The organism is Burkholderia sp. AU45388, assembly GCF_030481585.1.
Lineage (GTDB): Bacteria > Pseudomonadota > Gammaproteobacteria > Burkholderiales > Burkholderiaceae > Burkholderia > Burkholderia sola.
On record NZ_JAUJPV010000003.1, the window covers coordinates 432004 to 458936 of the forward strand.

17 protein-coding genes and 2 pseudogenes are annotated in these 26933 nt (G+C 67.9%); 13 read left to right on the forward strand and 6 right to left on the reverse strand.

Features of this window, described 5'->3' with window-relative positions; translation table 11 throughout:
• The first annotated feature begins 274 nt into the window (after positions 1 to 274).
• Together QZM72_RS09395 and QZM72_RS09400 are read left to right on the forward strand one after the other, a co-directional pair.
• Positions 275 to 1534 carry an oligosaccharide flippase family protein gene (locus QZM72_RS09395; protein ID WP_089470557.1) on the forward strand — a complete coding sequence of 420 codons (1260 nt, stop codon included), beginning with the start codon at positions 275 to 277 and terminating at the stop codon, positions 1532 to 1534.
• A 502-nt stretch (positions 1535 to 2036) separates the two neighbouring features.
• Positions 2037 to 4238 (forward strand): glycoside hydrolase family 3 C-terminal domain-containing protein, encoded by a 2202-nt coding sequence (locus QZM72_RS09400; RefSeq protein ID WP_301737927.1) that lies wholly within the window; start codon positions 2037 to 2039, stop codon positions 4236 to 4238.
• Positions 4239 to 4318: 80 nt separating this feature from the next.
• Here QZM72_RS09400 and QZM72_RS09405 read toward each other — a convergent pair whose 3' ends face one another.
• Positions 4319 to 4441: a hypothetical protein gene (locus QZM72_RS09405; protein WP_256979735.1), complete on the reverse strand. Its 123-nt coding sequence runs from the start codon at positions 4439 to 4441 to the stop codon at positions 4319 to 4321.
• Entirely contained in the window at positions 4441 to 5019 is a 579-nt protein-coding gene (locus QZM72_RS09410; protein WP_301737929.1) for a DUF4865 family protein, read from the reverse strand. The genes QZM72_RS09405 and QZM72_RS09410 overlap by 1 nt, the downstream gene beginning before the upstream one ends.
• 129 nt (positions 5020 to 5148) lie before the next feature.
• On the opposite strand from QZM72_RS09410, the gene QZM72_RS09415 reads away from it, so the two are divergent.
• Positions 5149 to 6006 (forward strand): LysR family transcriptional regulator, encoded by an 858-nt coding sequence (locus tag QZM72_RS09415; RefSeq protein ID WP_089470555.1) that lies wholly within the window; start codon positions 5149 to 5151, stop codon positions 6004 to 6006.
• A 361-nt stretch (positions 6007 to 6367) separates the two neighbouring features.
• On the opposite strand, the gene QZM72_RS09420 is transcribed toward QZM72_RS09415, so the two are convergent.
• Positions 6368 to 7201, reverse strand: coding sequence for a helix-turn-helix domain-containing protein (locus QZM72_RS09420; RefSeq protein ID WP_301737931.1), 834 nt, complete (start codon positions 7199 to 7201; stop codon positions 6368 to 6370).
• 172 nt (positions 7202 to 7373) lie between these two features.
• Between QZM72_RS09420 and QZM72_RS09425 the strand changes: the two genes are divergently transcribed.
• The 6 genes from QZM72_RS09425 to QZM72_RS09450 all read left to right on the forward strand — a co-directional run bounded on the left by QZM72_RS09425 (position 7374) and on the right by QZM72_RS09450 (position 16275).
• A complete protein-coding gene (locus QZM72_RS09425; protein WP_301737962.1) occupies positions 7374 to 9056 on the forward strand; it encodes a cyclic peptide export ABC transporter in 1683 nt (560 codons plus the stop codon).
• Positions 9053 to 9883, forward strand: a complete 831-nt coding sequence (locus tag QZM72_RS09430; protein ID WP_301737932.1) for an ABC transporter ATP-binding protein — start codon at positions 9053 to 9055, stop codon at positions 9881 to 9883. Before QZM72_RS09425 ends, QZM72_RS09430 begins: the two co-directional genes overlap by 4 nt.
• A complete protein-coding gene (locus QZM72_RS09435) occupies positions 9880 to 10854 on the forward strand; it encodes an iron-siderophore ABC transporter substrate-binding protein (RefSeq protein WP_301737933.1) in 975 nt (324 codons plus the stop codon). The genes QZM72_RS09430 and QZM72_RS09435 overlap by 4 nt, the downstream gene beginning before the upstream one ends.
• Positions 10847 to 12871 carry a Fe(3+)-hydroxamate ABC transporter permease FhuB gene (gene fhuB / locus QZM72_RS09440; protein WP_301737934.1) on the forward strand — a complete coding sequence of 675 codons (2025 nt, stop codon included), beginning with the start codon at positions 10847 to 10849 and terminating at the stop codon, positions 12869 to 12871. Before QZM72_RS09435 ends, fhuB begins: the two co-directional genes overlap by 8 nt.
• A gap of 179 nt (positions 12872 to 13050) precedes the next feature.
• A complete protein-coding gene (locus QZM72_RS09445) occupies positions 13051 to 15225 on the forward strand; it encodes a TonB-dependent siderophore receptor (RefSeq protein WP_301737935.1) in 2175 nt (724 codons plus the stop codon).
• 462 nt (positions 15226 to 15687) lie between these two features.
• Positions 15688 to 16275 (forward strand): YigZ family protein, encoded by a 588-nt coding sequence (locus QZM72_RS09450; RefSeq protein ID WP_089469638.1) that lies wholly within the window; start codon positions 15688 to 15690, stop codon positions 16273 to 16275.
• 146 nt (positions 16276 to 16421) lie between these two features.
• Here QZM72_RS09450 and ppk2 read toward each other — a convergent pair whose 3' ends face one another.
• Both ppk2 and QZM72_RS09460 read right to left on the reverse strand, forming a co-directional pair.
• Entirely contained in the window at positions 16422 to 17372 is a 951-nt protein-coding gene (gene ppk2, locus QZM72_RS09455; protein ID WP_301737936.1) for a polyphosphate kinase 2, read from the reverse strand.
• Positions 17373 to 17523: 151 nt separating this feature from the next.
• Positions 17524 to 17643: pseudogene (locus QZM72_RS09460) on the reverse strand (transcriptional regulator); the annotation flags it as partial.
• Between the two features lies 1 nt (position 17644).
• Between QZM72_RS09460 and QZM72_RS09465 the strand changes: the two are divergent.
• Positions 17645 to 17835 (forward strand): annotated as a pseudogene (locus QZM72_RS09465) (alpha/beta hydrolase); the annotation flags it as partial.
• 107 nt (positions 17836 to 17942) lie between these two features.
• Here QZM72_RS09465 and ggt read toward each other — a convergent pair.
• Positions 17943 to 19664, reverse strand: a complete 1722-nt coding sequence (ggt, locus tag QZM72_RS09470; RefSeq protein ID WP_089469636.1) for a gamma-glutamyltransferase — start codon at positions 19662 to 19664, stop codon at positions 17943 to 17945.
• A 398-nt stretch (positions 19665 to 20062) separates the two neighbouring features.
• Here ggt and QZM72_RS09475 point away from each other — a divergent pair, with 398 nt between their 5' ends.
• The 3 genes from QZM72_RS09475 to QZM72_RS09485 all read left to right on the forward strand — a co-directional run bounded on the left by QZM72_RS09475 (position 20063) and on the right by QZM72_RS09485 (position 26796).
• Complete coding sequence (locus QZM72_RS09475) at positions 20063 to 20587, forward strand: metal-dependent hydrolase (RefSeq protein WP_301737938.1); 525 nt, start codon at positions 20063 to 20065, stop codon at positions 20585 to 20587.
• A 288-nt stretch (positions 20588 to 20875) separates the two neighbouring features.
• The gene (locus tag QZM72_RS09480; protein WP_301737939.1) at positions 20876 to 25384 is read left to right on the forward strand and encodes a DEAD/DEAH box helicase; all 4509 of its coding nucleotides are present in this window, start codon (positions 20876 to 20878) and stop codon (positions 25382 to 25384) included.
• A 140-nt stretch (positions 25385 to 25524) separates the two neighbouring features.
• The gene (locus tag QZM72_RS09485; protein ID WP_301737940.1) at positions 25525 to 26796 is read left to right on the forward strand and encodes an APC family permease; all 1272 of its coding nucleotides are present in this window, start codon (positions 25525 to 25527) and stop codon (positions 26794 to 26796) included.
• Positions 26797 to 26933: the final 137 nt, after the last annotated feature.

Here is a 26933-nt window from a genome sequence, read left to right on the forward strand (position 1 = left end):
CAAATAGATTCATCGCCGTCGCGACACGACAACGCACGACGACGCGCGCGGTGTCGGGATTCATGCCGCGCGCACGAACGGAATCCGCGAACGGTAGGCTCGCGAACATAGTCGTCCCGTGCGGCCCGTATCATGGCCGCCATACGATGTGGCCGTGCCCGGCGACGCCGGACCGCCTCCAACCCATGCAATCCGGGTCAGCGCCGACCGGATGCACGCGCGCACCGCGGCCTCATGCCGCCGCACTGCGACACTCACGGCGCCGACCGAGCGAATGTCAAACCTCAAGAAGAATTTCCTGCTGCTGCTGACGTTGCAGATTTCGATGTACGCCGTGCCGCTGCTGATCGCACCGCTGCTGACGCACGCCCTCGGGCCGGAGGGCTACGGGCAGCTCGCGTTCTCGCTCGCCGTCATCGCGTATCTCACCAACTGCACGAGCTACAGCTTCGACCTGACCGCCACGCCACGCATCGCGCTCGCTCGCGACAACCGCGCCGAACGCTCGCGCATCTTCTGGGCGACGCTATACGCGCAGATCGGCATCGCGGTGATCTGCTTCGTCGTGCTCATCGCGCTGACCTTTGCGGTCGAGCGCTTCGGCGAAGACCGCGACCTGCTGCTGATCGGGTTCGGGATGGTCGCCGGCGTGGCGTTCACGCCGGGCTGGTATTTCCAGGGAATGGAAAAGCTGCGGGCGCTCAGCATGATCCTGTTCGTCGGGCGCATCCTGAGCCTGCCGGCCATGTTTGCGCTCGTGCACAGCCCGGCGGACATCGACCGCGCGATGATCGTCAACGCAGCGGTGCCAACGCTGTCCGCGATCGCGCTGGCAGCCTATCTGTACTTCAACCGTGAAATCGACTTCGTGCGCGTCGGCACGGCCGACATCGCCGAATCGCTGAAAGGAGGCTGGCAGGTGTTCCTCGCGTCGACGTCCATCGCGTTCTATGCGTCGACCAACACCGTGCTGCTCGGCTTCGTATCGGGCAACGTCGCGGCAGGCTACTTCGCCGCCGGCGACAAGCTGATCCGCGCGGCGCTCAGCATGCTGCAGCCGCTGAAGGCCGCCACCTATCCGCGCATCAGCTACCTGATGCGGCACGCGCGCAACGACGCGTTCTCGTTCCTGCGCAAGCTGTTCGTCGTTCAGGTCGCGATGGTGCTCGGCATCTCGCTCGCGATTTTCTTCGGTGCGCCGCTCGCCGTGCGGATCCTGTATGGCCCGTCATACGAACCGACGGTCCAGGTGCTGCGCTGGATGGCCTTCATTCCGTTCATGGCCGGCATGACCGACTTGTTCGGTGTGCAAACGATGCTTCCGCTCGGGATGAAGTCGGCATTCACGCGCATCCTGATGTCATCGGGCATTCTGAACATCGTGCTGGTGCCCGTGCTGGCCAGGTTCTTCGCCGAGCGGGGCGCCGCCGTCGCCGTGCTGACGGCCGAGGCCGCGGTCGCCGCGGCACTCGCGACCGTCGTCTATCGCGCCGGGATTCCGATGCCCGGCAGTCCGGTCGCTCGACGCGGCTAGCCCATCGTCGCTGCTGCGCGGCTTTCCCCACGAGGCGGCCGGCATCCCGATGCTGTCCGTTCGATGCGCGCGCAACGAACCGTGCCGTACGGGCATACACGTCCCAACCTTCCGCCCCCTCCGAACGCCCGCGCACAGGTACTTCTTACTCCGCCGCGCATACCCGATCGGGAACGATGACCGCCTTTTCGCCCCACCGCTCGCCCCTACGAAATAAAGATCGCACGGATCGGTAGAAACACCGATGCTGTAGTCAAACTACATTCGTACGATTAGTCGCTGCAGAGAATCGCTACATCCGATTCGTCAGTGCCGGACGGTCCGCGTCGCCGTCCGCGTTGGTCGATCGAGCCCAACCGGCCGTAACGATTCCCCGCCTAGCCGGCATGCCGACGCGCAACCACCCTGCATCGCCAGCCGAATGCGTCCGGTGCGAATCCATCGGGCGTACGCAGCTCCAGACATCATTCGAACAACCGGCAATACGATCATGGAGAGCAACATGCGGGACACACTCTGGCCGGCCGTCGTGCTGGCAGCGACCCTCTGCACCACGGCCTACGCCGGCGACGCCGATTTCAATGCGCAGGGAGACGCGACCGACACGTTCGCGTCAGCCGCCGCGCAACGGCGCGCCGACTTGCTCGTGCGCAAGATGACGCTCGACGAAAAACTTCAATTCATTCATTCGCAATACGAAATGTCGAAGGTGCCGGGCGGCGGCGCCGGCTACATCCAGGGCGTGCCGCGGCTCGGCATTCCCGATCTCAACATGGTCGATTCGGCGACCGGCTCCGGCAGCACGTCGCAGGCCAGCACGACGTTTCCGGCCACGATCGCGGTCGCCGCGAGCTGGGATCGGCGGCTGTCGTACGACTTCGGCAAGCAGGTCGCGATCCAGTTGCGCGCGCAAGGATTCGGCATGGGCCTCGCCGGCGGCACCAATCTCGCGCGCGAGCCGCGCGGCGGCCGCCTGTTCGAGTATCTCGGCGAGGATCCGCTGCTCGCCGGCGACCTGCTCGCCGAACGCACGCTCGCGACGCAGCGGCAAAAAGTCATCGCCACGATCAAGCACTACGCGGGCAACGAGCAAGAGCACGGCCGGATGGGCGGCAATACGCAGATCGACGAACGCACGTTGCGCGAGCTGTACCTGCTCCCGTTCGAGATCGCCGCGAAGCGCGGCCGGCCCGGCAGCGTGATGTGCAGCTACAACCGCCTGAACGGCGCCTATGCGTGCGAGAACCCTCACCTGCTGAACGACGTGCTGAAGAACGAGTGGGGCTTCCAGGGCCAGGTGCAGTCCGACTGGGGCGCCACGCACAGCACCGCCGCCGCGATCAACGCCGGCCTCGACGAGGAAGAAGACGTCGGGCCGAGCGTGTACCTGACGCCGGCGGCCGTCACGCAGGCGATCGCGAACGGCTCGGTGTCGACCGCCCGCCTCGACGACATGGTGCGCCGCAAGCTCGCCGTGATGATCCGCGTCGGCGTGATGGACGATCCGGCCCAGGGCGGCGGCACGATCGATTTCGCGGCCGCCAACCGGTTCGCGCAGGCGGCCGCCGAGCAGTCGATCGTTCTTCTGAAGAACGATGGAAACCAGTTGCCGCTCGTCGCGTCGGCGCTGTCGCGTATCGCCGTGATCGGCGGCCATGCGGATGCGGCCGTGCTGTCCGGCGGCGGCTCGGGCAACACGCGCGACCCGGTATCGGGTTCGTTCGCCGGCTGCGGCGGCCTGACGTTCGGGTCGTCGACCGGGTGCAGCTGGTGGCGCAATCCGTGGCTCAAGGTCGACGTGCCGATCGTCGCGGCGATCCGCGCGCTGGCGCCGGCCGCGCAGGTCACGTATGCGGGCAACAGCGATCAGCAGTCGCCGTTCCGCGCGTACACGCAGCAGGAAATCGATCAGGCCGCGGCGCTCGCGGGCCGCTCGGATGTCGCGGTCGTCGTGGTCGCGCAGCCGGCCGGCGAGGATTTCGGCGATCTGCAGAGCCTGAGCCTCGCGAACCCGTCGAACCAGGATGCGCTCGTCGAAGCCGTCGCGCGCGCGAATCCGCATACGATCGTCGTCGTCCAGAGCGGCAACCCGGTGCTGATGCCGTGGAAGGACAACGTGTCGGCCATCGTCGAGGCGTGGTATCCGGGCGAAGCCGGCGGCAAGGCGATCGCGAACGTGCTGTTCGGCGCGGTCAATCCGTCGGGCAAGCTGCCCGTGACTTTCCCGGCGCGCGATCAGGACTCGCCGACGTGGGGACAAAACGGCACGTTCGACACCGACCCGGTGTACGCGGAAAAGCTGGACATGGGCTACCGCTGGTATGACGCGCGCAACATCAAGCCGATGTTCGAGTTCGGCTACGGCCTGTCGTATACGCACTTCGCGTATTCGGGTCTGTCGGTATCGAAGCAATGGGACGGCTCGCTGAGCGTCGCGTTCACCGTGCGCAACGACGGGCGCGTGGCCGGCGCGGAAATACCGCAGGTCTATCTCGGCGTGCCGTACAAGGACGAGCCGCCGAAGCGGCTGGTCGGCTGGGAAAAGATCCGGCTGAATCCGGGCGAGGCGCGGCGTGTGCGCGTGACCGTTTCGCCGCGGATGCAGAGCGTCTGGGATACGTCGCGCAATGGATGGAAGGTCGTGCCGGGCGGAACCGTGTATGTCGGCGCGTCGTCGCGCGACATCCGCTTGCAGGGCCATTGAGCAAGCCGCGATGAAGCGACCGGGGCGCCGTGCATCGCATGCGCGGCGCCCCTCGTGAACCACCACTGCGCTGAAGCGCGTTATCTGAACAGCAGCGCGAGCATCGTCGCAAGCGCCGCAATCGCGGCGATGCCCGCCACCACACCCGCCAGATGCGCGGCAATCACCACGCCGGCCGGCAGTCGCGACACGATGCCGGCCATCACACGCGGCCCGCTTCCAGCGTGTCGAGCAGCGGCCTCGCCAGATGCAGGACCTGGTACACCGTGCCCGCGCCGCCGTCGTCCGGTTCATGTTCCGTCACGAGCGCACGCGTCAGCCGCCAGCGCAGCGGATCGAGACTGACGGCCGCCGCGACCACGCCCTGCCGAGCCGCCGCGTCGCGATTGCGCGCGATCTCCCGCGCCAGTGCCGCATCGAGATCGGCTTCCACCGGAATCTCGATCGTTTCCAGACGCGCGAAACGTCCCGTCGACGCACGGCCCTTGCGCGCATCGAGCGCGACCTGGGTGTCGATCGGCGCACGGCCGAAGCTGTCCGTCACGACCCGATAGCGGCCGTCCGTCACGAACCGCGCGAACGCCTGTTCGTTGCGCCACAGGTAAAACGACGCGTAACCGTTTTCCGTCGCGCCGTGGCGGCCCGCCTCGCGCAGCAGGAATCCCTTGAACAGCAGGTCCGGCGTGTCGTCCCACAGGCGGCCGCGCTCGCGCACGCGCTGGCGGATGATGTCGAGGTCGTAGTTTGCCGGCAGGCGGTGCACGTAGTACGCGGTCAGCATGATCGACTCCTGGCAAAGAAACGGACGGCATTCCGGACGACATGAAAGCAGCGTAGAAGACCTTGAACCATTTGAAAATACGATGGCAGAATATTTCAATGATTCGATTTCGAAATGACCGAGGGTGCGATGAAAACGCTCGACATCGAAGCCGTCCAGGCATTCGTGCTGACCGCCGATCTCAAGAGCTTCACGCGAGCAGCGGAAGCACTGGACACCACGCAGTCCGCGGTGAGCCTGAAGATCAAGCGGCTGGAAGACGGGCTCGGCCGCCGCCTGCTGGAACGCACGCCGCGGCAGGTTCGCCTGTCGGCCGACGGCACCGCGTTCCTGGAGCCGGCGCGCGAACTGGTGGCCGCCCACCACGGCGCAATCAGCGCGTTCGGCACGAGCCAGCGACGGCTGGTGATCGGCGTCAGCCACCATGTCGTCGGCGCCGATCTCCCGATGCTGCTGCGACGGATGAGCGAAGCGGAGCCGGCGCTCGTGCTGGAGATCCGCGTCGCCGCCTCGCGCGACGTGCTCGATGCATTCGATCGCGGCCAGCTCGATGCGGCCGTGGCGCTGCAGCACGACAGCCGGCGGCTCGACGGCGAAACCATCCTGTCGGAGTCGTTCGGCTGGATGGCGGCGGCCGATTTCGAATACCATCCGCCGCAACCGCTGCGGCTCGCCACGCAGGCCGAGCCGTGCAGCGTGCGCCGCATGGCGGTCGGCGCGCTGGACGAAGCCGGCGTCGCGTGGACGGAGGTGTTTGTCGGCGGCGGCGTGGCGACGATCGGTGCGGCGGTGTCCGCGGGCCTGGCCGTCGCGGCGCTCGGGCATCGCGTGGCGCCCGCCGGCACCGTCGACGTGGGAACGCGCTACGGACTGCCGCCGCTGCCGACGCGCGACGTGGTGCTCTATTCGAGCCTGACCGATGCGCGCGCCCGGCAGGCGCTGCGCACGCTGGGGGCGGCGCTACGGTCGTCGGTCGGTGTGCGGTGAGGCCGCGTGCGGCATCGAAATCCTGTTCTCGACGAGTACGCGCCCTGCTCCGCGCTGTCGCGACCGAAGACCGCCGCAGGGATGATTCATTCCAACGATCGAGGATCTCCGATCGTGGGCGCTGGCTCGTTATCGAGCACTCGCCGTTCAATTTGATTTACCGGAATCACGGCCCCTTCCGACACGGCTGCTACGACGACGCCCCCGCCGAACCTTCCGGGGACAGGAAGCAAGAGGCATCGAAGGCGTGTCTGTTCCCCGAGCGCGTCGACACCGCGGCCGTTTCAACGTCGACGCAGCTGAATCCATCCGCCACCGACGGCGGCCGCTGCATCGACGGGCCGGCGCGAATCACGCGTGCTCAGCTGGCGGCGAGATATCGCTGCGGCGATGCGCCCGTGATCCGTCGGAACATGACAATGAACGCGCTCGCGCTGCGATACCCGAGATCTTTCGCCACCCGCGCCACCGACTGGCCGAGCGCGAGGCGTGTGATCGCTTCCGCGACGCGCATCTGCTGCCGCCAGGCCACGAACGTCAGCCCCGTCTCGGCATGCAGCCGGCGCGCGAGCGTACGGCCGCTCGCGCCGAATTGTTGGCCCCAGAAGTCCAGTGTGAGATCGCTCGCGGGGTCGTTCATCATGTGCTCGCACAGCTTGAGCAGGCGCTCGTCGCGCGGCAAAGGCACACCGGGCTCGGCGAGGCTCGGCGTTTCCGCAAGCACTTTCATCAGCAACGACGCGGCGAGCCCGGCACGGCTCGCGGCCGTATAAGTATCCGCGCCGTCGACGACCGTGAGCGCGAGCTCCCGCAGCAACACCGACACGGCGATGACCGCCGGTTCTTCCCAGGGCCACGGAAATACTTCGGGCTCCACATAGACGCTGCATAGCGCGGTTTCGCCCACCGCGTGCAGCTCGTGATCGACGTCCGACGGCAGCCACACCGCCCGCGACGGCGGGAGCGTCCATGTGCGGGCCGGCGTGAGCACGCGGACGACGCCCCTGGCGGCAAAGACGAGCTGGCCATGGCGATGCTGATGCCAGGCAACGCGTTCGCCTTGACGGTAATTCACGAGGGTGGCGGCCACTTGGCGCGGTAGCGGCACCCGCGCCAGCGGATAGCGCTTGAGCAGAAAGGCCTTCATCGGGGTCGGTCGAAAGGAAAGTGAGCCATGATATTTCAGATTTACCAAATTTTGTCAAAAAATCGATATTGTCTGTCTACCTTTCGACTGCGTGAGGCATTAATCTCCTTATCCATCAATGGCTACGGCCGAATCCTGCCCTCTACTTTTAATACGTCTCATTCTCATATATGAGACACAACACGTGCAGCCGGCACGTCCGCACGACCTTCGACGACTCATGCCTCTGATTGCCTCATTGATCCGCTATTCACGCTGGCTGCTGCCCGTCGCGCTGCTCACGAGTCTCGCGAGCGGCTTCGCGAACGCGGCGCTCGTGGCACTCATCAATCAGGCGTTGCAAGCGTCGGGCACACAGCTGATGGAGCTGGGCAAGCGCTTCGCCCTGCTCGCCGCACTCGTGCTCGTGACACGCATCGGCTCGCAGGCGCTATTCATGTATCTCGGTCAACGCGTCAAGGCGCAACTGCGCATGCAGACGATCGGACGCATTACCGCCGCGTCGTTCCGCGATCTGGAGCGGTGCGGCTCGGCCCGTGCGATGGGCGCGCTGACCCAGGATCTCGACAGCATCGTCGTGTTCTTCGTGAGCCTGCCCTCCATTGCGATGCAGGGCGCGGTGATCGTCGGCTGTCTCGCATACCTCGGCACGCTGTCGCTGCCGATCCTCGCGGTCGCGCTGGGCGTGCTCGGCGCCGGCACGCTCGGCACACAGCGGGTGAGCGCCCGGGCGCTACGTCATCTGCGCGCATCGCGCCACCGCGAGGACAAGCTGCTGAGCCAGTTTCGTGCGTTGTTCGATGGCGCCAAGGAACTCAAGCTGCATCGCGCGCGCGCGAACGCGTTCGTCGGCAGCGAGCTCGCCCCGCACGTGGAAGCGGTGCGCGTGCAGCGCACGCGCGGCTACGTGCTGCACGCGCTCGCGGCAAGCTGGGGCAATTTGCTGCTGTTCGGCTTCGTCGGCCTGACGACTTTCGTGCTCGCGCATCTGTTCGGCGCCGACGCGCACGTCATGTCGGGCTACGCGCTCGTGTTCCTCTATCTGATCATGCCGGTCGAAGGGCTCCTCGCGGCGCTGCCGTCGCTCAGCTCGGCCCGCATTGCGTTCGAGCGCATCGGCGAGCTCGAAGCGGCGCTGCCGGCCGAACCGGGCAATCACGCCGATTCCGCCACCGCACCGGCCCCAGCCGAAGGATTCTCGCGCATCGTGTTCGAAGGCGTCGAACATCGCTATGTGCGCGAAAGCGACGACGGCCTGTTCACGCTCGGGCCCATCGACCTGACGTTCGATGCGGGAGAGCTCGTGTATCTCGTCGGCGGCAACGGCAGCGGCAAGACCACGCTCGCGAAGCTGCTCGTCGGCCTTTACGCGCCCGAGCGCGGCCGCCTGCTCGTCGACGGCGTCGCCGTGGACGACGCGACGCGTGCCAAGTATCGACAGCGTTTTTCGGTGGTCTTCAGCGATTTTCATCTGTTCGATTCGCTGCTCGGCCTGACCGGCGAACGCGAAGGAATGGCGCGTGCGTTGCTCGTCGCGCTGCAACTCGACCACAAGGTGCGCATCGAGCGCGGCACGTTCTCCACGCTCGCCCTTTCTCAAGGTCAGCGCAAGCGCCTCGCGCTGCTGGTCGCCTTTCTGGAGGACCGACCGTTCTACGTCTTCGACGAATGGGCCGCCGACCAGGACCCGGCCTTCAAGGACGTGTTCTATCGGACGCTTTTGCCCGCGCTGAAGGCGAACGGCAAGACCGTGCTGGTCATCACGCACGACGATCGCTACTTCGATCTCGCCGACCGCCTCGTCAAGCTCGAGAACGGGCGAATCGCCGCGATGACCGCGAACACGGCCGGCCCGGACAATGCGCGGCGTACGGGCGGCAGCGACATGGCGAGCGCGGCATGAGCCACATCGTGCGCGACGAAGCAGCCGGCGCCACCTGCGGCAACACCGGCAATGCCGCGACGTTCTCGCTCGAACGCGTGTCGTACGTCGCCGGCGGCCGTCCGCTGCTGCAAGCGATCGATCTCGCGATCGAACCCGCATGCGTGACCGGGGTGCTCGGGCACAACGGTTCGGGCAAATCCACGCTCGTCAAATTGCTCGCTCGCCAGCTCGCTCCCACTGCCGGCACGATTCACTACGCGGGCAAGCCGCTCGCCGGCTGGGGCGCACGCCAGTTCGCGCGTCAGGTCGCGTATCTACCGCAGCAGACGCCGCCCACCGACGGCATGACCGTGCACGAACTGGTGGCCCTCGGGCGTTATCCGTGGCATGGCGCGCTCGGACGCTTCGGGGAAGAAGACGCCGCGCACGTCGAGCACGCGATGCGTGCAGCGGATGTGCTCCGTCATGCCGATCGTCCCGTCGACGTACTGTCGGGCGGCGAGCGTCAGCGTGCATGGCTGGCGATGCTGGTCGCACAGGACTGCCGCTGCATGCTGCTCGACGAACCGACGTCGGCGCTCGACCTCAACCATCAGCTCTCCGTGCTCGAACTCGTGCGCACGCTCTGCGCGACGCGGGCGATGAGCGCCGTCGTCGTTCTGCACGACGTGAACATGGCCGCGCGGTTCTGCGACCGTATCGTCGCGCTGCGCGAAGGCCGCCTGCTGATGCGCGAGCACGCCGCCGACATCATGGACCCGGCGCACCTCGAATCGATCTACGGCGTACCGATGCGCGTGAGCGCCGATCCGGTCAGCGGACGGCGTCTGGGGTTTCCGGCATGAAGCTGCTCGTTGCCAATCCGCGCCGCCGGCAACTGCTCGTCGCGCTCACCGCGCTCGCCGGCCTGGGCCCCCAGCTCTCGGCGCAATGCGTCGCTGCGGCGGCCACACGGGTCCCGCACCGCATCGTCGTGCTCAACTGGGAACTCACGGAAACGCTGCTCGCGCTCGGGCGCGCGCCCGTCGGCATTCCGTTGCCCGACTGGTACGCGAGCGGCATCGTGACGCCGCCGTTGCCGCCCGGCGTCGCCGACGTCGGCCTGCTCTATCAGCCGAATTTCGAAGTGCTGCTGGCGCTCGCGCCGGATCTCATCATCGTCACGCCAGCGCATGCGGCGTTGATGACGCCGCTACGACGCATCGCGCCGACGCTCACGCTGGGCACATACATGAACGCTGCACGGCCTCTCGAGGTGCTCTGCGACGAGACATCCGCGATGGCGCGCGCGATCGACGCGCCGCAACGCGCCACCGAGCTGATCGCCGCCGCGCAACGGGAGTTCGCGTCGGTGGCCGCCCGGATCGCGAACACCGGGGCTCGGCCGGCGCGAGCCGTGATCGTCGCCGAAGCACTCGACGAGCGACATCTTCGCGTCTATGGCACGGGTAGCCTGTTCGACGACGTGCTCGCGCGCATCGGTGTCGACAATGCTGCCCATCCTCGCGACGCGACGAGCCGTGCGGCCTCCACGCCGTGGCGCACCTCCGTGACCGGTTCAGCCACCGTCGCGCTGGAACGCCTGTTCGACGTCCCGCACGCGGACATTCTGCTGATCGGTCCGCTGCGCGCCGCCGTGCGTGCCGCGCTGAACCAAAACCCGTTGTGGCGCGCGCTGCCAGCCGTGCGCGAGAAACGCGTCGCGGTGCTGCCGGTGATCGCGGCCTTCGGCGGACTCGTGTCGATGCGCCGCTTCGCCGCGGCCGTCTCGATCGCCCTCGCCACACCGGAGCACGACGGAGGCGGCCTTGCGTAACCTCGTGCTGGCCGGACGCGCCGCGCGGACGAGCGATCGGCGCCTGGCGCTGGTAGGCGCCATGGTCGTACTGGCCGCGTGCCTGACCGCCACGGACGTGCATCGCGCACTGGCGGGCACGCCCTTGTGGCGCGCGCTCGCGGCCACCGCCGACACGCAGGACGTGGGAGCCTTGCTCGTCCACTACAGCCTGCTGCCGCGCGTCGCGATGACGCTGCTGTGCGGCGCCGCGCTCGGCCTGGCGGGTGCGCTGATGCAACAGGTGCTGCGCAATCCGCTCGCGGAACCCATGACGCTCGGGGTGTTCCCCGGCGCGTATCTCACGCTGTCCGTCGCGACGATCTGGATGCCCGGCTGGTTGGCCGTCGGTCGAAGCACACTGGCGCTTGCGGGCGGCGCGGCCGCGATGCTCGTGGTGTTCGGGCTGGCATGGGTGCAACGTATGTCGCCGCTCGGCGTGATCCTCGGCGGCATGGTGGTGAACATGTACTGCGGCGCAATCAGTCTCGCGATCTCGGTGGTGCATTTCGACAGGCTTGCGGGCTTGCAGATCTGGGGCGGCGGCGCGCTCGACCAGAACGGCTGGCAACCGACGCTGCATCTGGGCATGCAGCTCGCCGCTTGCGCAGGCGGCGCCGCACTGCTCTGTCGCCCGTTGGGTCTGTTCGATGCAGGCGACACGACAGCGCGCCATCTCGGTGTCGCGGTCGGAGGGGTGCGCGGCGCCGCGCTGTTCGTCGCGGTCGCGCTCACGGCGTTCGTGGTCGCCGAAGTCGGTGTCATCGGCTTCGTCGGCCTGGCCGCGCCGTTGCTGGGCCGCCTGGCCGGCGCGCGGCAGTGGCGCGCGCGGCTCGTGTGGTCGCCGCTCATCGGTGCGGTGCTGCTGTGGCTGACCGATGAAATCGTGCGCGCGGTCGCGCGGGCCGACATGTTTTCCGCGCACGTGATCGCGACCGGAAGCGCGACCGCGATCGTGGGCGTGCCGTTGCTCGTCGGGTTACTGCCCCGTTTGCGCACGCGGCCCGATGCGCATGCCGCAGCAGGCCCCCGGCATGATCGTCGCGCGCCTCGTGCGACGGCGCTGGCGTGGATCATGCTGCTACCGCTCGCATGCCTGCTGTCGCTGGCGGTCTCTCGCGGCCCCACCGGCACGAGCGTCGCAACGCTCACGCAAATCGAAAGCCTGCTGTTCTGGCGCGTACCCCACCTCGTCGCGGCGCTGGCGGCGGGCGCTCTGCTCGCAGTCGCGGGAACCGTGCTGCAACGCATGAGCGCGAATCCGATGGCGAGTCCGGACGTGCTCGGCGTCGGTTCCGGCGGCATGTTCGGCATGGTCGCCGTGCTGTTCATGAGTCACCGCCTCGTCCCCGCCGCGCTGGTGGCAGGCTGCGTGGCCGGCACGTTGGCGACGTTGGTGCTGCTCGTCTGGTTCGGACGGCGCGCGCGATTCGCGCCCGAGCGCCTGCTGCTCGTCGGGCTGTCGATCAGTGCGCTGTTCAACGCGGTAGTCGGCGCGCTGATGTCAAGCGGCGATCCGCGCGCGGGCGTGCTCGTCGATCTGCTGATCGGATCCACCTACTACGTCGCGCCCGACATCGCATGGAGCGTCGCGGCACTGGCGCTCCTCACGCTCGCCGTCGCACCGCTGACCGGACGCTGGCTCGCCGCGCTTGCGCTCGGCACGGACGTCGCGGCGAGCGTCGGCGTGCCCGTGGGTCGCGCGCGCTTCGCCTTGCTGCTGCTGGCGGCCCTGTCGACGGCGGCGGCTACCGTGATCGTCGGGCCGTTGTCGTTCGTCGGGCTGATCGCGCCGCATATCGCACGGTTTTCCGGTGCACTCCGCCCCGTGCCGCAGCTCTATCTGGCCGCAACGCTCGGCGCGCTGCTGATGGTGGCGGCGGACTGGCTCGGGCGGCAGATCGCTTTTCCGCAGGAAATCGCGACCGGCCTCGTCGCCACGCTGCTCGGCGGACCATGGCTCATCGCGCTCGTGATGCTGCGCGGGTTGCGGCGGTAATTGCGTCACGGGTCGCCAGATCGACCACGATGTCGGTCCGGCAGGTGTTCGGTAGTGCATTGATTCAACGATAGACGAGCCCTTCAGATGCCCGTCGATAACGATCGTCCCCCCATTTTTCAACCCGCCGCTGGCGGGAGGAAGCAGTTCGACGTTTTTCAACCTCGGGATGATCAACCATGACAACGAGAATAGACCACCCGCGCGCGCGGCCCACGACGACGGGACGCTGCAGCCGCGCCCCGCTCGCCTTTTCGGCGCTGTGCCTCGCCTCCTCGTGGGCGAACGCGCAGAGCACGCCCGCGCCGGTCGGCGACGTGCTGCCCGTCTTGACGGTGGTGGGCGCAAGGGACGCCGATGCGACCACCGAAGGCAGCGGCAACTACGCTGCAAAGTGGGCCACCATCGGCGGAAAAGTCGCGCAATCGATCAAGGAGACGCCGAACTCGGTCTCCGTGCTCACGCGCGAGCGGATGGACGACCAGAACGTCACGACCATCCAGCAGGCGTTGCGCACCCTGACCGGCGTCAGTTCGATCGACTACGGCGACGGCACGGCGTACTTCCGCGCGCGCGGCTCGCAGCTCGGCATTGAATTCGACGGGGTTCCGACGCTCAGCGGCCTGCAGTACCAGTTGCAATTCGATCTGGCGATGTACGACCGCGTCGAAATCCTGCGCGGCCCGGCAGGCTCGATCGATGGCATGGGCGAGCCGGGCGGCGTCGTCAATCTCGTGCGCAAGCGCCCTCAGGATCAGTTCCACCTCGGCACGGAAACGCAGGTCGATTCGTTCGGCAGCGTGCGCCAGATGATCGACGTCACCGGGCCGCTGAACAAGGACGGCACGCTGCGCGGACGCGCCGTTCTCGTGGGCGGCACCGGCATGCAATCCATCGAACGCACGCGCAGCAAGGAGGTGATGGCCTATGGTGCGCTCGATTGGGATCTCACGCCGCGCACGACGCTGTCGCTCTCGGGCGGCTATCAGGTCTCGCCGATCTCCGGCATCGATTACGGTGCGGGCGGCGTGCTGAACAGTACGCGTACCGCGCTCACCGGGCGCGTGCCGAGCGAATATACGCGGAACTTCAGTCCGAGCTGGAACTATGCGTACACCTCGTTGCAAGAGGTCAACGCCAACCTCGTGCATCGGTTCGAAAGCGCGTGGCAATCCTCGACCACGCTGTTCTACCGCCACGAACTCTCCAAGGCCTACTACGCGTACTCCGGCCCCGGCGCGACCGCAAACGGCCTCGCGCGCTTCGGAGACCAGCGGCAGCGCACGAGCTATGACTGGTTCGGCACGGACACCAACGTCTCGGGCCCGATCCGCCTCTGGGGGGAAACGCATACGCTGACCATCGGCGCGAACTACGCCGTGATGACGTCGGGCGCGCAATCGGGTTTCCGCGCGTTGAGCGGCCCGTACGGTGGCGCCTACAGTCTCTACGATCCCGATGCGGTACCGGCCGTGGACGTACCGTACACGTTCGGCACCCGTCACCGCACCGTGCAATACGGCGTCTATGCGCAGGCGCGTATCAAGCTCGCCACGCCGCTGACGCTCGTGCTCGGCGGCCGCGAGGCGTTCCTGCAAGACCGCACGCAGTCGACATTGCCGAGCGTCGCGGACTGGACGACCAACGCACAGGTCGATCATCGCTTCCTGCCGTCCGCCGGCTTGCTGTGGGACATCGTGCCGTCGCTGACGGCCTATGCCAACTATGCGCGTTTCCTCGATGCGCAAACGCAAGGCACGTACTCGGGGCCGGGCCTGCCGCCCCGCTCGGGAGAGCAGTACGAAGTGGGCATAAAGAGCAGCCTGCTCGATGGCCGCCTGAATGCGAACGCCGCGCTGTTCCGCATCGACGACGCCAACCGCGCCGTGGCCGACCCTGCCCATCAGTTCTATTACGTATCCGCAGGCAAGGCGCGCAATCAGGGAATCGAGCTCGAACTCACCGGCCAGCCGACGCCGGACTGGAATCTCTATGCGGGCTACACGTATCTGAACGCACACTACGAGAACGACTCGCCCGATCTCACCGACGGCACGGATCCGAAGCATCTGTTCAAGCTGTGGACCCGATATACGCTGTCGCAAGGCCCGTTGCGCGGATTCTCGTTCGGGGGCGGCATGCTCGCGCAAACGCGTATTTCGCGCGGCGTCGAACAGGGTGCCTATGCGGTTTTCGACGCACAAGCGGGATATCGTTTCAACAAGCACGTGACGGCGTCGTTGCAATTGAATAACGTGTTCAATCGCAGGTACTACATTCGCCCGCCCAGCACCTATTACAGCGTATTCGGCGACGCACGCAACGTGATGTTGACGGTGCGGTCGGATTTCTAGGTGCCCGCCGCGCGACGAATACGTCGCGCGACGGTCGGCCCCATCGTCCGGCGGCCCTCGCCCGGGGCATGAGCATGGCCGAACCGGGCTCACGGCGATTCGTGAAGCTGTCGCGAGCAGCGATGCGGTCCGAACAACCGTGCCGCGCGTCTCGGCGGCAGGAGCGCCCGGCCGGGCAATGTCGACGGGGGCGATGCGTCAATTTCCGGTAACTCGCCGTCCGGCACGTTCGTCAACGCGGATGCCTCCTGCGCCGTTCGTCGAAAGACGACGGCGAATTCCGATGGATCGCGCCGGGTCCGCCGAGTGCATCCGGCCGTCATGCATCGCCGCGCGCCACGGTAAAATTCCGTCTTCGCCCCGCGCTTATGCAGACGCTATCCATCCGTCCCCGGGCCCACGTCAAAAGCATCGACCAGCCATCATCGCCTTGATTTCCCTCCACTTTCCGCGTCGCGACGCATGAGTTACTCGCTCGCCACCTCGTACATCCGCGAACTCGAGATCCGCAAGAGCCGTTTCATCGCGTACGCGGTTCCGGTCGAGGACCGCGATGCCGCGATGCAGGTCCTGCAACGCCTGCGCGACGAGCACCCGGCGGCCACCCACGTGTGCTGGGCGCTGCTCGCGGGCGGCCAGTCGGGCATGTCGGACGACGGCGAGCCGTCGGGCACGGCGGGCCGGCCGATCCTCGAAGTGCTGCGCCATCACGATCTCGACGGGGTGCTCGGCGCGGTCGTGCGTTACTACGGCGGCGTGAAGCTCGGCGCGGGCGGGCTGGTGCGTGCGTACACGGATGCGATCGCGTCGGCGCTGCTCGATGCCGAGCGCGTCGAGCGCATTCGGTACACGCGGCTCGCGATCGAGATCGGCTACCCGGAAGAGGCGCGCGTGCGTCGCTGGATCGAACAGGCCGGTTACGCGCTGGTGGACAGCGCATACGGAATGACGGTGAAGCTCGTGATCAAGCTGCCGGAAACGGCCGAAGCCGCGGCAAGAGCCGAACTGTTCGATCTGACGCAGGGGCGCTCGGGGTTTCCTGATCTCTGAGCCGTTGCGACGACAGCCCGCGCGGCGCGCGCGTACGCTGTACTCGTACTGCATGCATTCGAACCGCCCCGCTCCGCCAGACCTAAAAAAAACGCGCCGCATACCGCGGCGCGCTTCGTCACATGGCGATCGACCCGGCGAACCGCTCAATAAACGTCCGGCACGATCATGTTGTCCGGCACCGGCCGGCGGATGTAATCCTCGTGATGCTCGCGCTGCGGCAGATCGATCGTCGGGCGCGGCACCTCGTGATACGGCACCTGGCCGAGCAGATGGTGAATGCAGTTCAGCCGCGCGCGCTTCTTGTCGACGGCCTGCACGACCCACCACGGCGCCTCGGGAATATGCGTGCGCTGCAGCATCTCTTCCTTCGCGGCCGTGTAAGCCTCCCAGCGGCGGCGGCTTTCGAGGTCCATCGGGCTCAGCTTCCACTGCTTCAGCGGATCCGCGATCCGGCTCTGGAAGCGCAGCTCCTGCTCGTGGTCGGTGATCGAGAACCAGTACTTGACGATCTGGATCCCGCTGCGCACGAGCATCTTCTCGAACTCGGGCACCGACCGGAAAAATTCCTCGTACTCGTCGTCGGTACAGAAATTCATCACGCGCTCGACGCCCGCGCGGTTGTACCAGCTGCGGTCGAACAGCACGATCTCGCCGCCAGCCGGCAGATGCGCGACATAGCGCTGGAAGTACCATTGCGTGCGCTCGCGGTTGTTCGGCGCCGGCAGCGCGGCCACCCGGCACACGCGCGGGTTCAGGCGCTGCGTGATGCGCTTGATCGCGCCGCCCTTGCCGGCCGCGTCGCGCCCCTCGAAAATGACGACGAGCCGGTGCCCGGTGTTCACGACCCAGTCCTGCAGCTTCACGAGCTCGCCCTGCAGCCGGAACAGCTCGCGGAAATATTCCTTGCGCGCCTCGCGGCGCTCGGGCGAGAACAGCAGGTCCTCGCCGTCGTCGAAGCGGCGGTCGTCGAGCTCCATCTCGAGTTCCTCGTCGTAGGCGTCGACGAGATCCTCCTCGAAACGGCGCTGGCGCGCTTCCATCGGGTCCATATCGGTGCGGTTGTCGGTCTCGGTGCGGGTATCGTTGTCGCCCATGGGGCCTCCTTCCATCATTGACGCAGCCAAACTCGTCCATTATCCCAGCCTCGCGCGTCAAATTCATGAAAACGGACGGCCACGCCCGTCCGGAGCGGGGCGCGAACGTCACGCCAGCCCGCCCGCGTGGCGCCCTCCGGTTCGCCGCGCATCAGTCGGGCGGCGGCAGCACGACCGTATCTTCCGGCCCGAGCACGCGGCCGTCCTGCGAACGCAGCTCCAGCTTCCGGACCGGCAGCCCGGTCTTCCGGTCAACGAGCAATACGTGCGCCGCGCCCGCGATCTCGGCAGACGCCGACCGAACGCTCGGCGCCGAACACTTTCTGCCGCTCTTTGCCGCGCTGTTCCCGCCCGCGCCGAGCGAGTGGCTGGCTGGCGGGCGGGCGTCGGGCACGACTGCTTCGAGGATGCGCCCGAAGCCATTGCCGCGCGGATCGCGGGTTTCATCCGAGCGGCCGGCTGAAAAAATTCGGCAGCCGGATCGAAACTCCGGCTGCCGAACGGCGCGCGCGGCCGCTGTCGCCGACGCGCACGCATCGCTTCACGTCAACGTCAACGTCAACGTCAACGTCAACGAATAATCCGCGTCACGCCTCGCCCGCGCGGATCGGCCATCGCTTCCGGCGTCTTGCCGTCGATCTTGATGACCTGGATGTCGCCGCTGAAATCCTGCCCCTTCAGCGTGTAACCGCGCGCCTCGATCTGCTTCGCGAGTTCGCCTTCGATCGGGTGGTACGGCTCCCAGAAGATCGTGTTCGGCGGCAGCAACTGGTGGTGGAAACGCATCGCGCCGACCGCTTCCTTCAACGGCATCCTGAAGTCGTAGATGTTGTTGATCACCTGGAAGATCGACGTGAAGATGCGCGAGCCGCCCGGCGTGCCGATCACCAGCGACACCTTGCCGTCCTTCGTCATGATGGTCGGCGACATCGACGACAGCGGGCGCTTCTTCGGTTCGATCGCGTTCGCGTCGCTGCCGACCACGCCGAACATGTTCGCGACGCCCGGCTTCGCGGAGAAGTCGTCCATCTCGTCGTTCAGCACGATGCCCGTGCCGTCGGCGATCACGCCCGAGCCGAAATAGCCGTTGATCGTGTACGTGTTCGACACCGCGTTACCCCACTTGTCGACCACCGAGAAGTGCGTCGTTTCGGCCTTCTCCGGCATCGTCGTGCCGAGGCCCGGCTGCACGCTCTTCGTGTCCGACGGCTCCTTCGGGTTGACCTCGGCCGCGCGCTTCGCGATGTACGCGTCGTCGGTCAACTGCGCGATCGGCACCTTGTAGAAATCGGGATCGCCGAGATACTGCGCACGATCGGCGAACACGCGCTTCTCGATTTCCGCGACGAGGTGGATGTACTGCGGCGAGTTGAGCTTCACGCCGTCGAAGTCCTGCTTGAGGTCGGCCTTCATCTTCAGCAACTGCACGAGGCCGATGCCGCCGGAACTCGGAGGCGGCGCGGTGATCACGTCATAGCCGTTCCACTTCGCCTGTACCGGCTCGCGCCACACCGCGCGATACTGCGCGAGATCCTCGGTCGTGATCAGCCCGTTGCCGTCGCCGGTCTTCATCGACGCGGCGATCAGCTCGGCCGTCTTGCCCTTGTAGAAGCCTTCCGCGCCGCCGTTCGCGATGCGCGTCAGCACGTCGGCGAGATCGGGCTGCTTGAAGTTCACGCCGGCCTTCAGCCCGGAGAAGTACTTGTCGAAGTTGGTCTTGCCGCCGAATTCCTTCGATGCGTCGACGCCGCGCTGCGCGAGCTGTTCGTCGACGACGAAGCCGTCGCGCGCATAGTGGATCGCCGGCGCGAGCACCTGCTTCCATTTCAGCTTGCCGAAGCGCTTCTGCGCTTCCCACATGCCCGCGACCGTGCCCGGCACCCCGACCGCGCGCGGGCCGTACAGGCTCATGCCCTTGACGACGTTGCCGTCCTTGTCGAGGTACATGTCCTTCGTCGCGGCGAGCGGCGCGCGCTCGCGGTAATCGATGAAGTACGGCTTGCCGTCCTTGTAGATCGTCATGAAGCCTCCACCGCCGATGTTGCCGGCTTCCGGATACGTGACGGCCAGCGTGAACGCGATCGCGACGGCTGCGTCGATCGCGTTGCCGCCTTCCTTGAAGATCCGCTCCGCGGCATCCGCGCTGTATTTGTCGGCGACCGCCACCGCCGAGCTCGTCAGGACCGCGGGCTGCGGCCCCTTCGCGTACGCGGGCGCGTTCGGCAGGAAACCGATGCCGGCCACCGTCGCCAGCACGGCGGCGGATGATTTGAAGCGATTCAGCGTAGTCATTGCATGTCCCCCATGTGGATCTCCTTCAGGCACGACAAGCACCTGATCCGTGGATGGCCGCTGGCGCGCCGGCAGCCATATGCCGGCTTCGTAGTATAGGGGCACAAAAAGGGTCGAACACGCGACGCGCGACGAAAGCGTGCCGCGTGTGCGCGGCCGCTCACGTTGCGGCGCCGCGACGCGCACGTGGAGCGCCCGACACCGCCTGCCGTGCGCCCCGTCGCGCAATGCACAAAACCGAAAGTTGCGAACCGCGCGGCATGCCATGCACTGCGCACCAAAAAATCTACAAACGACCCGCGCGCGGCACAGGCCGATCTGCGAAGATAGCGCCCCGCTTGCGCGCCGCATCATCGTTTCGTGCACGCGCCGCTTCACGTTTCTTCGTCTCGCTCCCTATGGCATCACACAATGCGCATCACGCGTCCGGCTTCGCGGCCGGCGTCACCGCCGCCGTCCTCGTCGCGCAAACCGGCGCAACCGGCCCGTGGCACTTGGGCATGCTCGCCGCGTTCGCGGCGGGCGTCGCGGGCGGCACCGCGCCCGACTGGCTCGAAGTCGCCTGGTGGAGCCGCAAGCGCCGCCTGTGGATCACGCATCGCACCCTCACCCACTGGGGTATCGGCTGGGTCGCGCTGCTTGCGCTCGGGTGGCACGGGCTCGTCCATCATCCGCATCCGCTGTGGGCCGCACCGCTGTTCGGCTTCGCCTGCGGCGGCGTGATGCACCTGCTCGCCGACTGGCCCAATCCGCTCGGCGTACCGTGGATCTGGCGGCGCCACTCGCTCAACCTGTGGAACAGCGGGCATTGCGACCTGATCGTGGTGGCCGCCGCCTGGGGCGGCACGCTGTGGCTCGCGCAGTCGCTGTGGTCGCGTACGCCGCTGCTCGAACACTGGCTCGGCTGGCTGCAGCGCGTCTAGGAACGGTTCGCGCTCATACGCTCATAACGCACGATCCCCCGTTTGGGGAAATTCAGTCGTGGGGCTGGCCCCCGGTTGCAATTCGACACAATTCGGCACGCGCTCGCGCGGACCGGCAGGCACGCAACTTTCCGTCCCATTGAAAGCACGGTGCAGGCCCCCATCTGAATCGCAATCGTCGGCACGCATGCCCGGCACGCGCGCGCGACGTCTGGCACACTGACGATTCGATTCGCGTTCGATGCGTCCGCACGTCGCACCCCGCTCGCACCCTATTTCAACGCTCCGATGGACGTTACAGCTACCCGCCCTGCCGCCCGTGCGCTCGACGTGTTCCACCCGGCCGTCGCCGCGTGGTTCCGCCGCACGTTCGCCGCGCCGACCGGCGCGCAGGCGCTCGCGTGGCCGCACATCAAGGCAGGCCGCTCGACGCTCGTCGCCGCACCGACGGGCTCCGGCAAGACGCTCACCGCGTTCCTGTGCGCGCTCGACGATATCGTGCGCGATGCGCTCGCGCACGACGGCACGCTGCCCGACGCGACGCTGGTCGTCTACGTGTCGCCGCTGAAGGCGCTGTCGAACGACATCCACGTGAACCTCGACGCGCCGCTCGCCGGCATCGCGGAATCGCTCGCGCAACTCGGCCTGCCGGTGCCCGCGATCCGCACCGCGGTGCGCACCGGCGACACGACGCAGGCCGAGCGCGCCGTGCTGCGCAAGCGCGCACCGCACATCCTCGTCACCACACCCGAATCGCTGTACGTGCTGCTGTCGTCCACGTCGGGGCGGCAGATGCTGTCGAACGTGCGCTCGGTCATCGTCGACGAAATCCATGCGCTTGCGTCGTCCAAGCGCGGCAGCCATCTCGCGCTATCGCTCGAACGTCTCGACGCGCTGGTCGGCCACGCGCTGCCGCGCATCGGGCTGTCGGCCACGCAAAAGCCGATCGACGCGGTCGCGCGCTTCCTCGTCGGCGGGCCGGCCGACGCGCCGCGCGACTGCGCGATCGTCGACACGGGCCACACGCGCGAGCGCGATCTCGCGCTCGAACTGCCGAACGTGCCGCTCGAACCGGTGATGGCGACCGACGTGTGGGAACAGGTGTACGACCGCATTGCCGGGCTCGCGGCCGCGCATCGCACGACGCTGGTGTTCGTCAACACGCGCCGCACCGCCGAGCGCGTGGCGCGCCATCTTGCCGACCGGCTCGGCAAGGATGCAATCGCCGCGCATCACGGCAGTCTCGCGAAGGAGCACCGCTTCGACGCCGAGCAGCGCCTGAAGCGCGGCGAACTGAAGTTGCTCGTCGCGACCGCGTCGCTCGAACTCGGCATCGACATCGGCGACGTCGATCTCGTCTGCCAGGTGGGTTCGCCGCGCGGCATCGCGCCGTTCCTGCAACGCGTCGGCCGCTCGGGGCACCATGTCGGCGGCGTGCCGAAGGGGCGGCTCTTTCCGCTGTCGCGCGACGAACTGGTCGAATGCGCGGCGCTGCTCGACTGCGTGCAGCGCGGCGAACTCGACGCGCTGCGCATTCCCGAAGCGCCGCTCGACGTGCTCGCGCAGCAGATCGTCGCCGAAGTCGCGTGCACGGAATGGCAGGAAGACGCGCTGTATGCGAGCTTCACGCGCGCCGCGCCGTACGCGCGGCTGACGCGTGAACGCTTCGACGAAGTGATGAAGATGCTCGCCGAAGGGTTCACGAGTCGCCGCGGCGTGCGCGGCGCGTACCTGCACCGCGACGTGGTCGGCGGCACCGTACGCGGGCGCCGCAACGCGATGATGACCGCGACGACGTCCGGCGGCACGATCCCCGACATGGCCGACTACGCGGTGCTGCTCGAACCGCAGGGCATCCAGGTCGGCACCGTCAACGAGGATTTCGCGATCGAGAGCCTGGCCGGCGACGTATTCCAGCTCGGCAACCAGTCGTACCGGATCATTCGGGTGGAAACGGGCCGCGTGCGCGTGGAGGATGCGCAGGGACAATCGCCGAGCATTCCGTTCTGGCTCGGCGAGGGACTCGGGCGCAGCGACGAGCTGTCGGCGGCGGTCGGCCGGCTGCGCGCGCGGCTCGACGCGCTGTTCGCGGACGGCGACCGGCATCCGCGGGCCGATGCGGCGAAGCACGCGAACGTCACCGAGGCCGGCAAGACGACCACCCGCGGCAAACCCCGAAAAGCGGCCACCGAGACTGACGCGCTGTCCGCCTCGCCCGACAACGCGCCCGGCGGCACCGCGCTCGCCGCCACCGAAAGCCGTCTTGCGCCGGCGCTGCGCTGGCTCGTCGAGGATCTCCATCTGTCGCCGGACGCGGCCCGCCAGATCGCCGACTACCTCGCGCGCACCCGCGCGGCGCTCGGCGCCTTGCCGACGCAGGACACGCTCGTGATGGAGCGCTTCTTCGACGAATCGGGCGGCATGCAGCTCGTGATTCATTCGCCGTTCGGCAGCCGGATCAACCGCGCATGGGGGCTCGCGCTACGCAAGCGCTTCTGTCGCAACTTCAACTTCGAACTGCAGGCCGCCGCGACCGACGACGCGATCATCCTGTCGCTGTCGCTCGCGCACAGCTTCGCGCTCGACGAAGTGTGGCGCTACCTGCGTTCGGCCAACGCCGAGCACGTACTGATCCAGGCGCTGCTCGACGCGCCGATGTTCGGCGTGCGCTGGCGCTGGAACGCGACCACCGCGCTCGCGCTGCCGCGCTTCACCGGCGGCCGGCGCACGGCGCCGCAATTGCAGCGGATGAAGAGCGACGATCTGCTCGCGACCGTGTTCCCCGATCAGGTCGCGTGCCTCGAGAACGTCGTCGGCGAACGCGAGATTCCGCATCACCCGCTCGTCGATCAGACGCTCGACGACTGCCTGCACGATGCGATGGACACCGACGGCTGGCTCGCGCTGCTGCGCCGAATCGAGAGCGGCGCGATCGAACTCATCGCGCGCGACTTGCCCGCGCCGTCGCCGCTGGCGGCCGAGATCCTGAACGCGAAGCCCTATGCGTTCCTCGACGATGCGCCGCTCGAAGAGCGTCGCACGCAGGCCGTGCAGTCGCGCCGCTGGAGCGATCCCGAATCGGCCGACGATCTCGGCGCGCTCGACGCCGACGCGATCGACGCGGTGCGCGACGAAGCGTGGCCGCTCGTGCGCGACGCCGACGAAATGCACGACGCGCTGCTCACGCTCGCATGCGTCGCCGACAGCGAGGCGCACGCGCACGCAGGCTGGCCCGAGCGGCTCGCGGAACTCGCGGAACGCCGCCGCGCGACGAAGCTCGCGACGCCGGGCGGCGCCGCGCTGTGGGTGCCGGTCGAGCGGCTCGTCTGCGTGCGCGCGCTGCACCCGGACGCCCGCGCGACACCGGCGCTCAAGGTGCCGGCCGCGTGCGCGCAGCCGTGGGAAGCCGATGCGGCGCTCGTCGACGTGATCCGCGCGCGCCTCACCGGCTTCGGGCCGCTGACGCTCGATGCGATCGCCGCGCCGCTCGGCCTGCCGCACGCGTCGGTGGCGACGGCGCTCGCGGCGCTGGAGCGCGAAGGCTACGTGATGCGCGGCCGCTTCACGCCGGGCGCGACGACCGACGAATGGTGCGAACGTCACCTGCTCGCACGCATTCATCGCTATACGGTGAAGCGGCTGCGTCGCGAGATCGAGCCGGTCGAGCGCGCCGATTTCATGCGCTTCCTGTTCCACTGGCAGCACCTGACGCCCGACACGCGCGGCACCGGCCGCGACGCGCTGGCAGCCGTGGTCGAACAGCTCGAAGGCTACGAGGCCGCGGCAAGCGCGTGGGAAGACGCACTGCTGCCCGCGCGACTCACCGACTACACGGCGGGCGGCCTCGACGAGCTGTGCCGCTCGGGCAAGTTGGTGTGGACCCGCATCGGCGCGCCGGCGCGCTCGGCCGGTACGCCCGTGAAGACCACACCGATCGTGCTGCTGCCGCGCCGCCATCTTTCCGCGTGGCAGGCGCTGCGCGACCCCGATGCACAACCTGCGCTATCCGCACGCGCGACGCAAGTGCGCGACACGCTCGCCGCGCACGGCGCGATGTTCTTCGATGCGCTGCTCGACGATCTGCACATGCTGCCCGTCGAACTCGAACAGGCGCTCGGCGAACTCGTGTCGGCCGGCCTCGTGAACGCGGACAGCTATGCGGGCCTGCGCGCGCTGCTGAAGCCGGCCGTCAAGCGCAGCGCGACGTATGCGCCCCGCACGCGCCGCGGCGGCGCGCTGATCGGCGGGATGGACGACGCCGGCCGCTGGGCGCTCGTGCAGCGTCATTCGCAGCCCGACGACGACGCGCACGCATCGAAACGCCGCCTCGCCACGACCGATCCGGACGCGCTCGAACATATCGTGTGGACGCTGCTGCGCCGTTACGGCGTCGTGTTCTGGCGGCTGCTCGAACGCGAAGCCGACTGGCTGCCGAGCTGGCGCGAACTCGTGCGCGTGCTGCAGCGCCTCGAGGCACGCGGCGAGATTCGCGGCGGTCGCTTCGTCGCCGGGCTTGCCGGCGAGCAGTTCGCGCTGCCCGAGGCCATCCCGATCCTGCGCGAACTGCGACGGCAACCGGGCGACGGGCAATACGTGTGCGTGACGGGCGCCGACCCGCTGAATCTCGCCGGCACGCTGCTGCCCGGCGACAAGGTGCCGGCGCTGGCCGGCAATCGCGTGCTGTTCCGCGACGGCGTGCCCGTCGCATCGCTGGTATCGGGTACGTTCCACTACGCGCCCGAGCTGTCGCCCGCCGCGCGCGAGGAAGCGCGCCTGCGGCTCGCGCGCGCCTGCTGACATCGGCTGACATGCACGCGATACCCGACTACTAATCGCCGGGCCGCGCGAGCGCCATCGTTCGGGTAGCATCGAACGATCGACCGCGCGGGCTTGCGCGCGTCGCCCACACAAAACAAGACTTCCGGAGACTGCCGCTCATGCCTTCGCATGCCGATTCGCCCGTTGTCCATCACGCGGGTTCGCTGACCATTTTTCAGGGTGCCGCGCTCTATATCGGCGCGGTGCTCGGCACCGGCGTAATCGCGCTGCCCGCACTCGCCGCCGAAGTCGCGGGGCCGGCCTCGCTGCTCGCGTGGGCGGCGCTCGTCGTACTATCCGGGCCGCTCGCGGCCACCTTCGCCGCACTCGGCGCCCGCTATCCCGATGCGGGCGGCGTGTCGACCTACGCGCGGCGCGCATTCGGCCCGAAGGCCGCGGCCGTCGTCGGCTGGTGCTTCTATTTCGCGGTGCCGGCCGGCGCGCCGGCCGCCGCGATGTTCGGCGGCGCATACGTCGCGGCCGTCACGGGCGGCGGACACACGACGATCGTCGTCACGGCAGCCGCACTGATCGCGACCGTGTCGGCCGCGAACGCATTCGGTGTCACCGTGTCGGGCCGCATGCAGCTCGTGTTGTCGGCGCTGCTCGTCGCGTTGCTGCTCGCAGCAGTGCTTGCATCAGCGCCGCACGCGCGCACCGCGAACCTGCATCCGTTCGCCCCGCACGGCTGGCTCGCGATCGGACAGGCCGCCGCGCTGCTCGTGTGGAGTTTCGCCGGTTGGGAAGCGATCACGCACCTCGCGGCCGAATTCCGCCGGCCCGCGCATGACATGCCGCGCTCGGCCGGCATCGCGGTCGTGGTCGTCGGGTTCCTGTATCTGTCGGTTGCCGCCGCGAGCGTGACGGTGCTCGGGCGTTCCGCGGGCGCATCCGGCGCGCCGCTCGCCGAACTGATCGCGGGCGGCATCGGCGGCCATGCGCAGGCGCTGGCGGCCGCCGCCGCGCTGCTGCTCACGCTCGGCACGATGAACGCGTATTTCGCGGGCGCGGCCAAGCTCGGCGCGGCGCTTGGACGCGACGGCGCGTTGCCCGCATGGCTCGCACAGGGCAGCCAGGTGGGCGGCGTGCCGCGCCGCAGCCTCGGCGTGATCGCCGTGCTCGCGGCCATCGCGCTGGCCGCGACGGCGCTGTCGGACGTCGGGCCGAAGCCGCTCGTGCTCGTGACGTCCGGATGTTTCGTGATGGTGTACGGGCTCGGCGCGGCAGCCGCGCTGAAACTGCTGCCGCGTGGCGGCATCGCGTATCGCTGCGCGTGGATTTCGCTGATTGCGGTGGCCGGGCTGTTCATGACGACCGGCTGGTACTTCCTGTTCCCGCTGCTGCTTGCGGGCGGTGCGCTGCTTTATCTGCGGATGGCCGGGCAATCGTAGAGCAAAATGCAGTCGCCATCGCTTGAAAACGCGAAAGTATCACCTCGCCGGCCGACGTTGACTGCAACACCAAAGTTTCCCACCGGTTCTCACGCTTTTAAGAGGCACATTAATGTTGTCACTGGCTTCGACTCGGC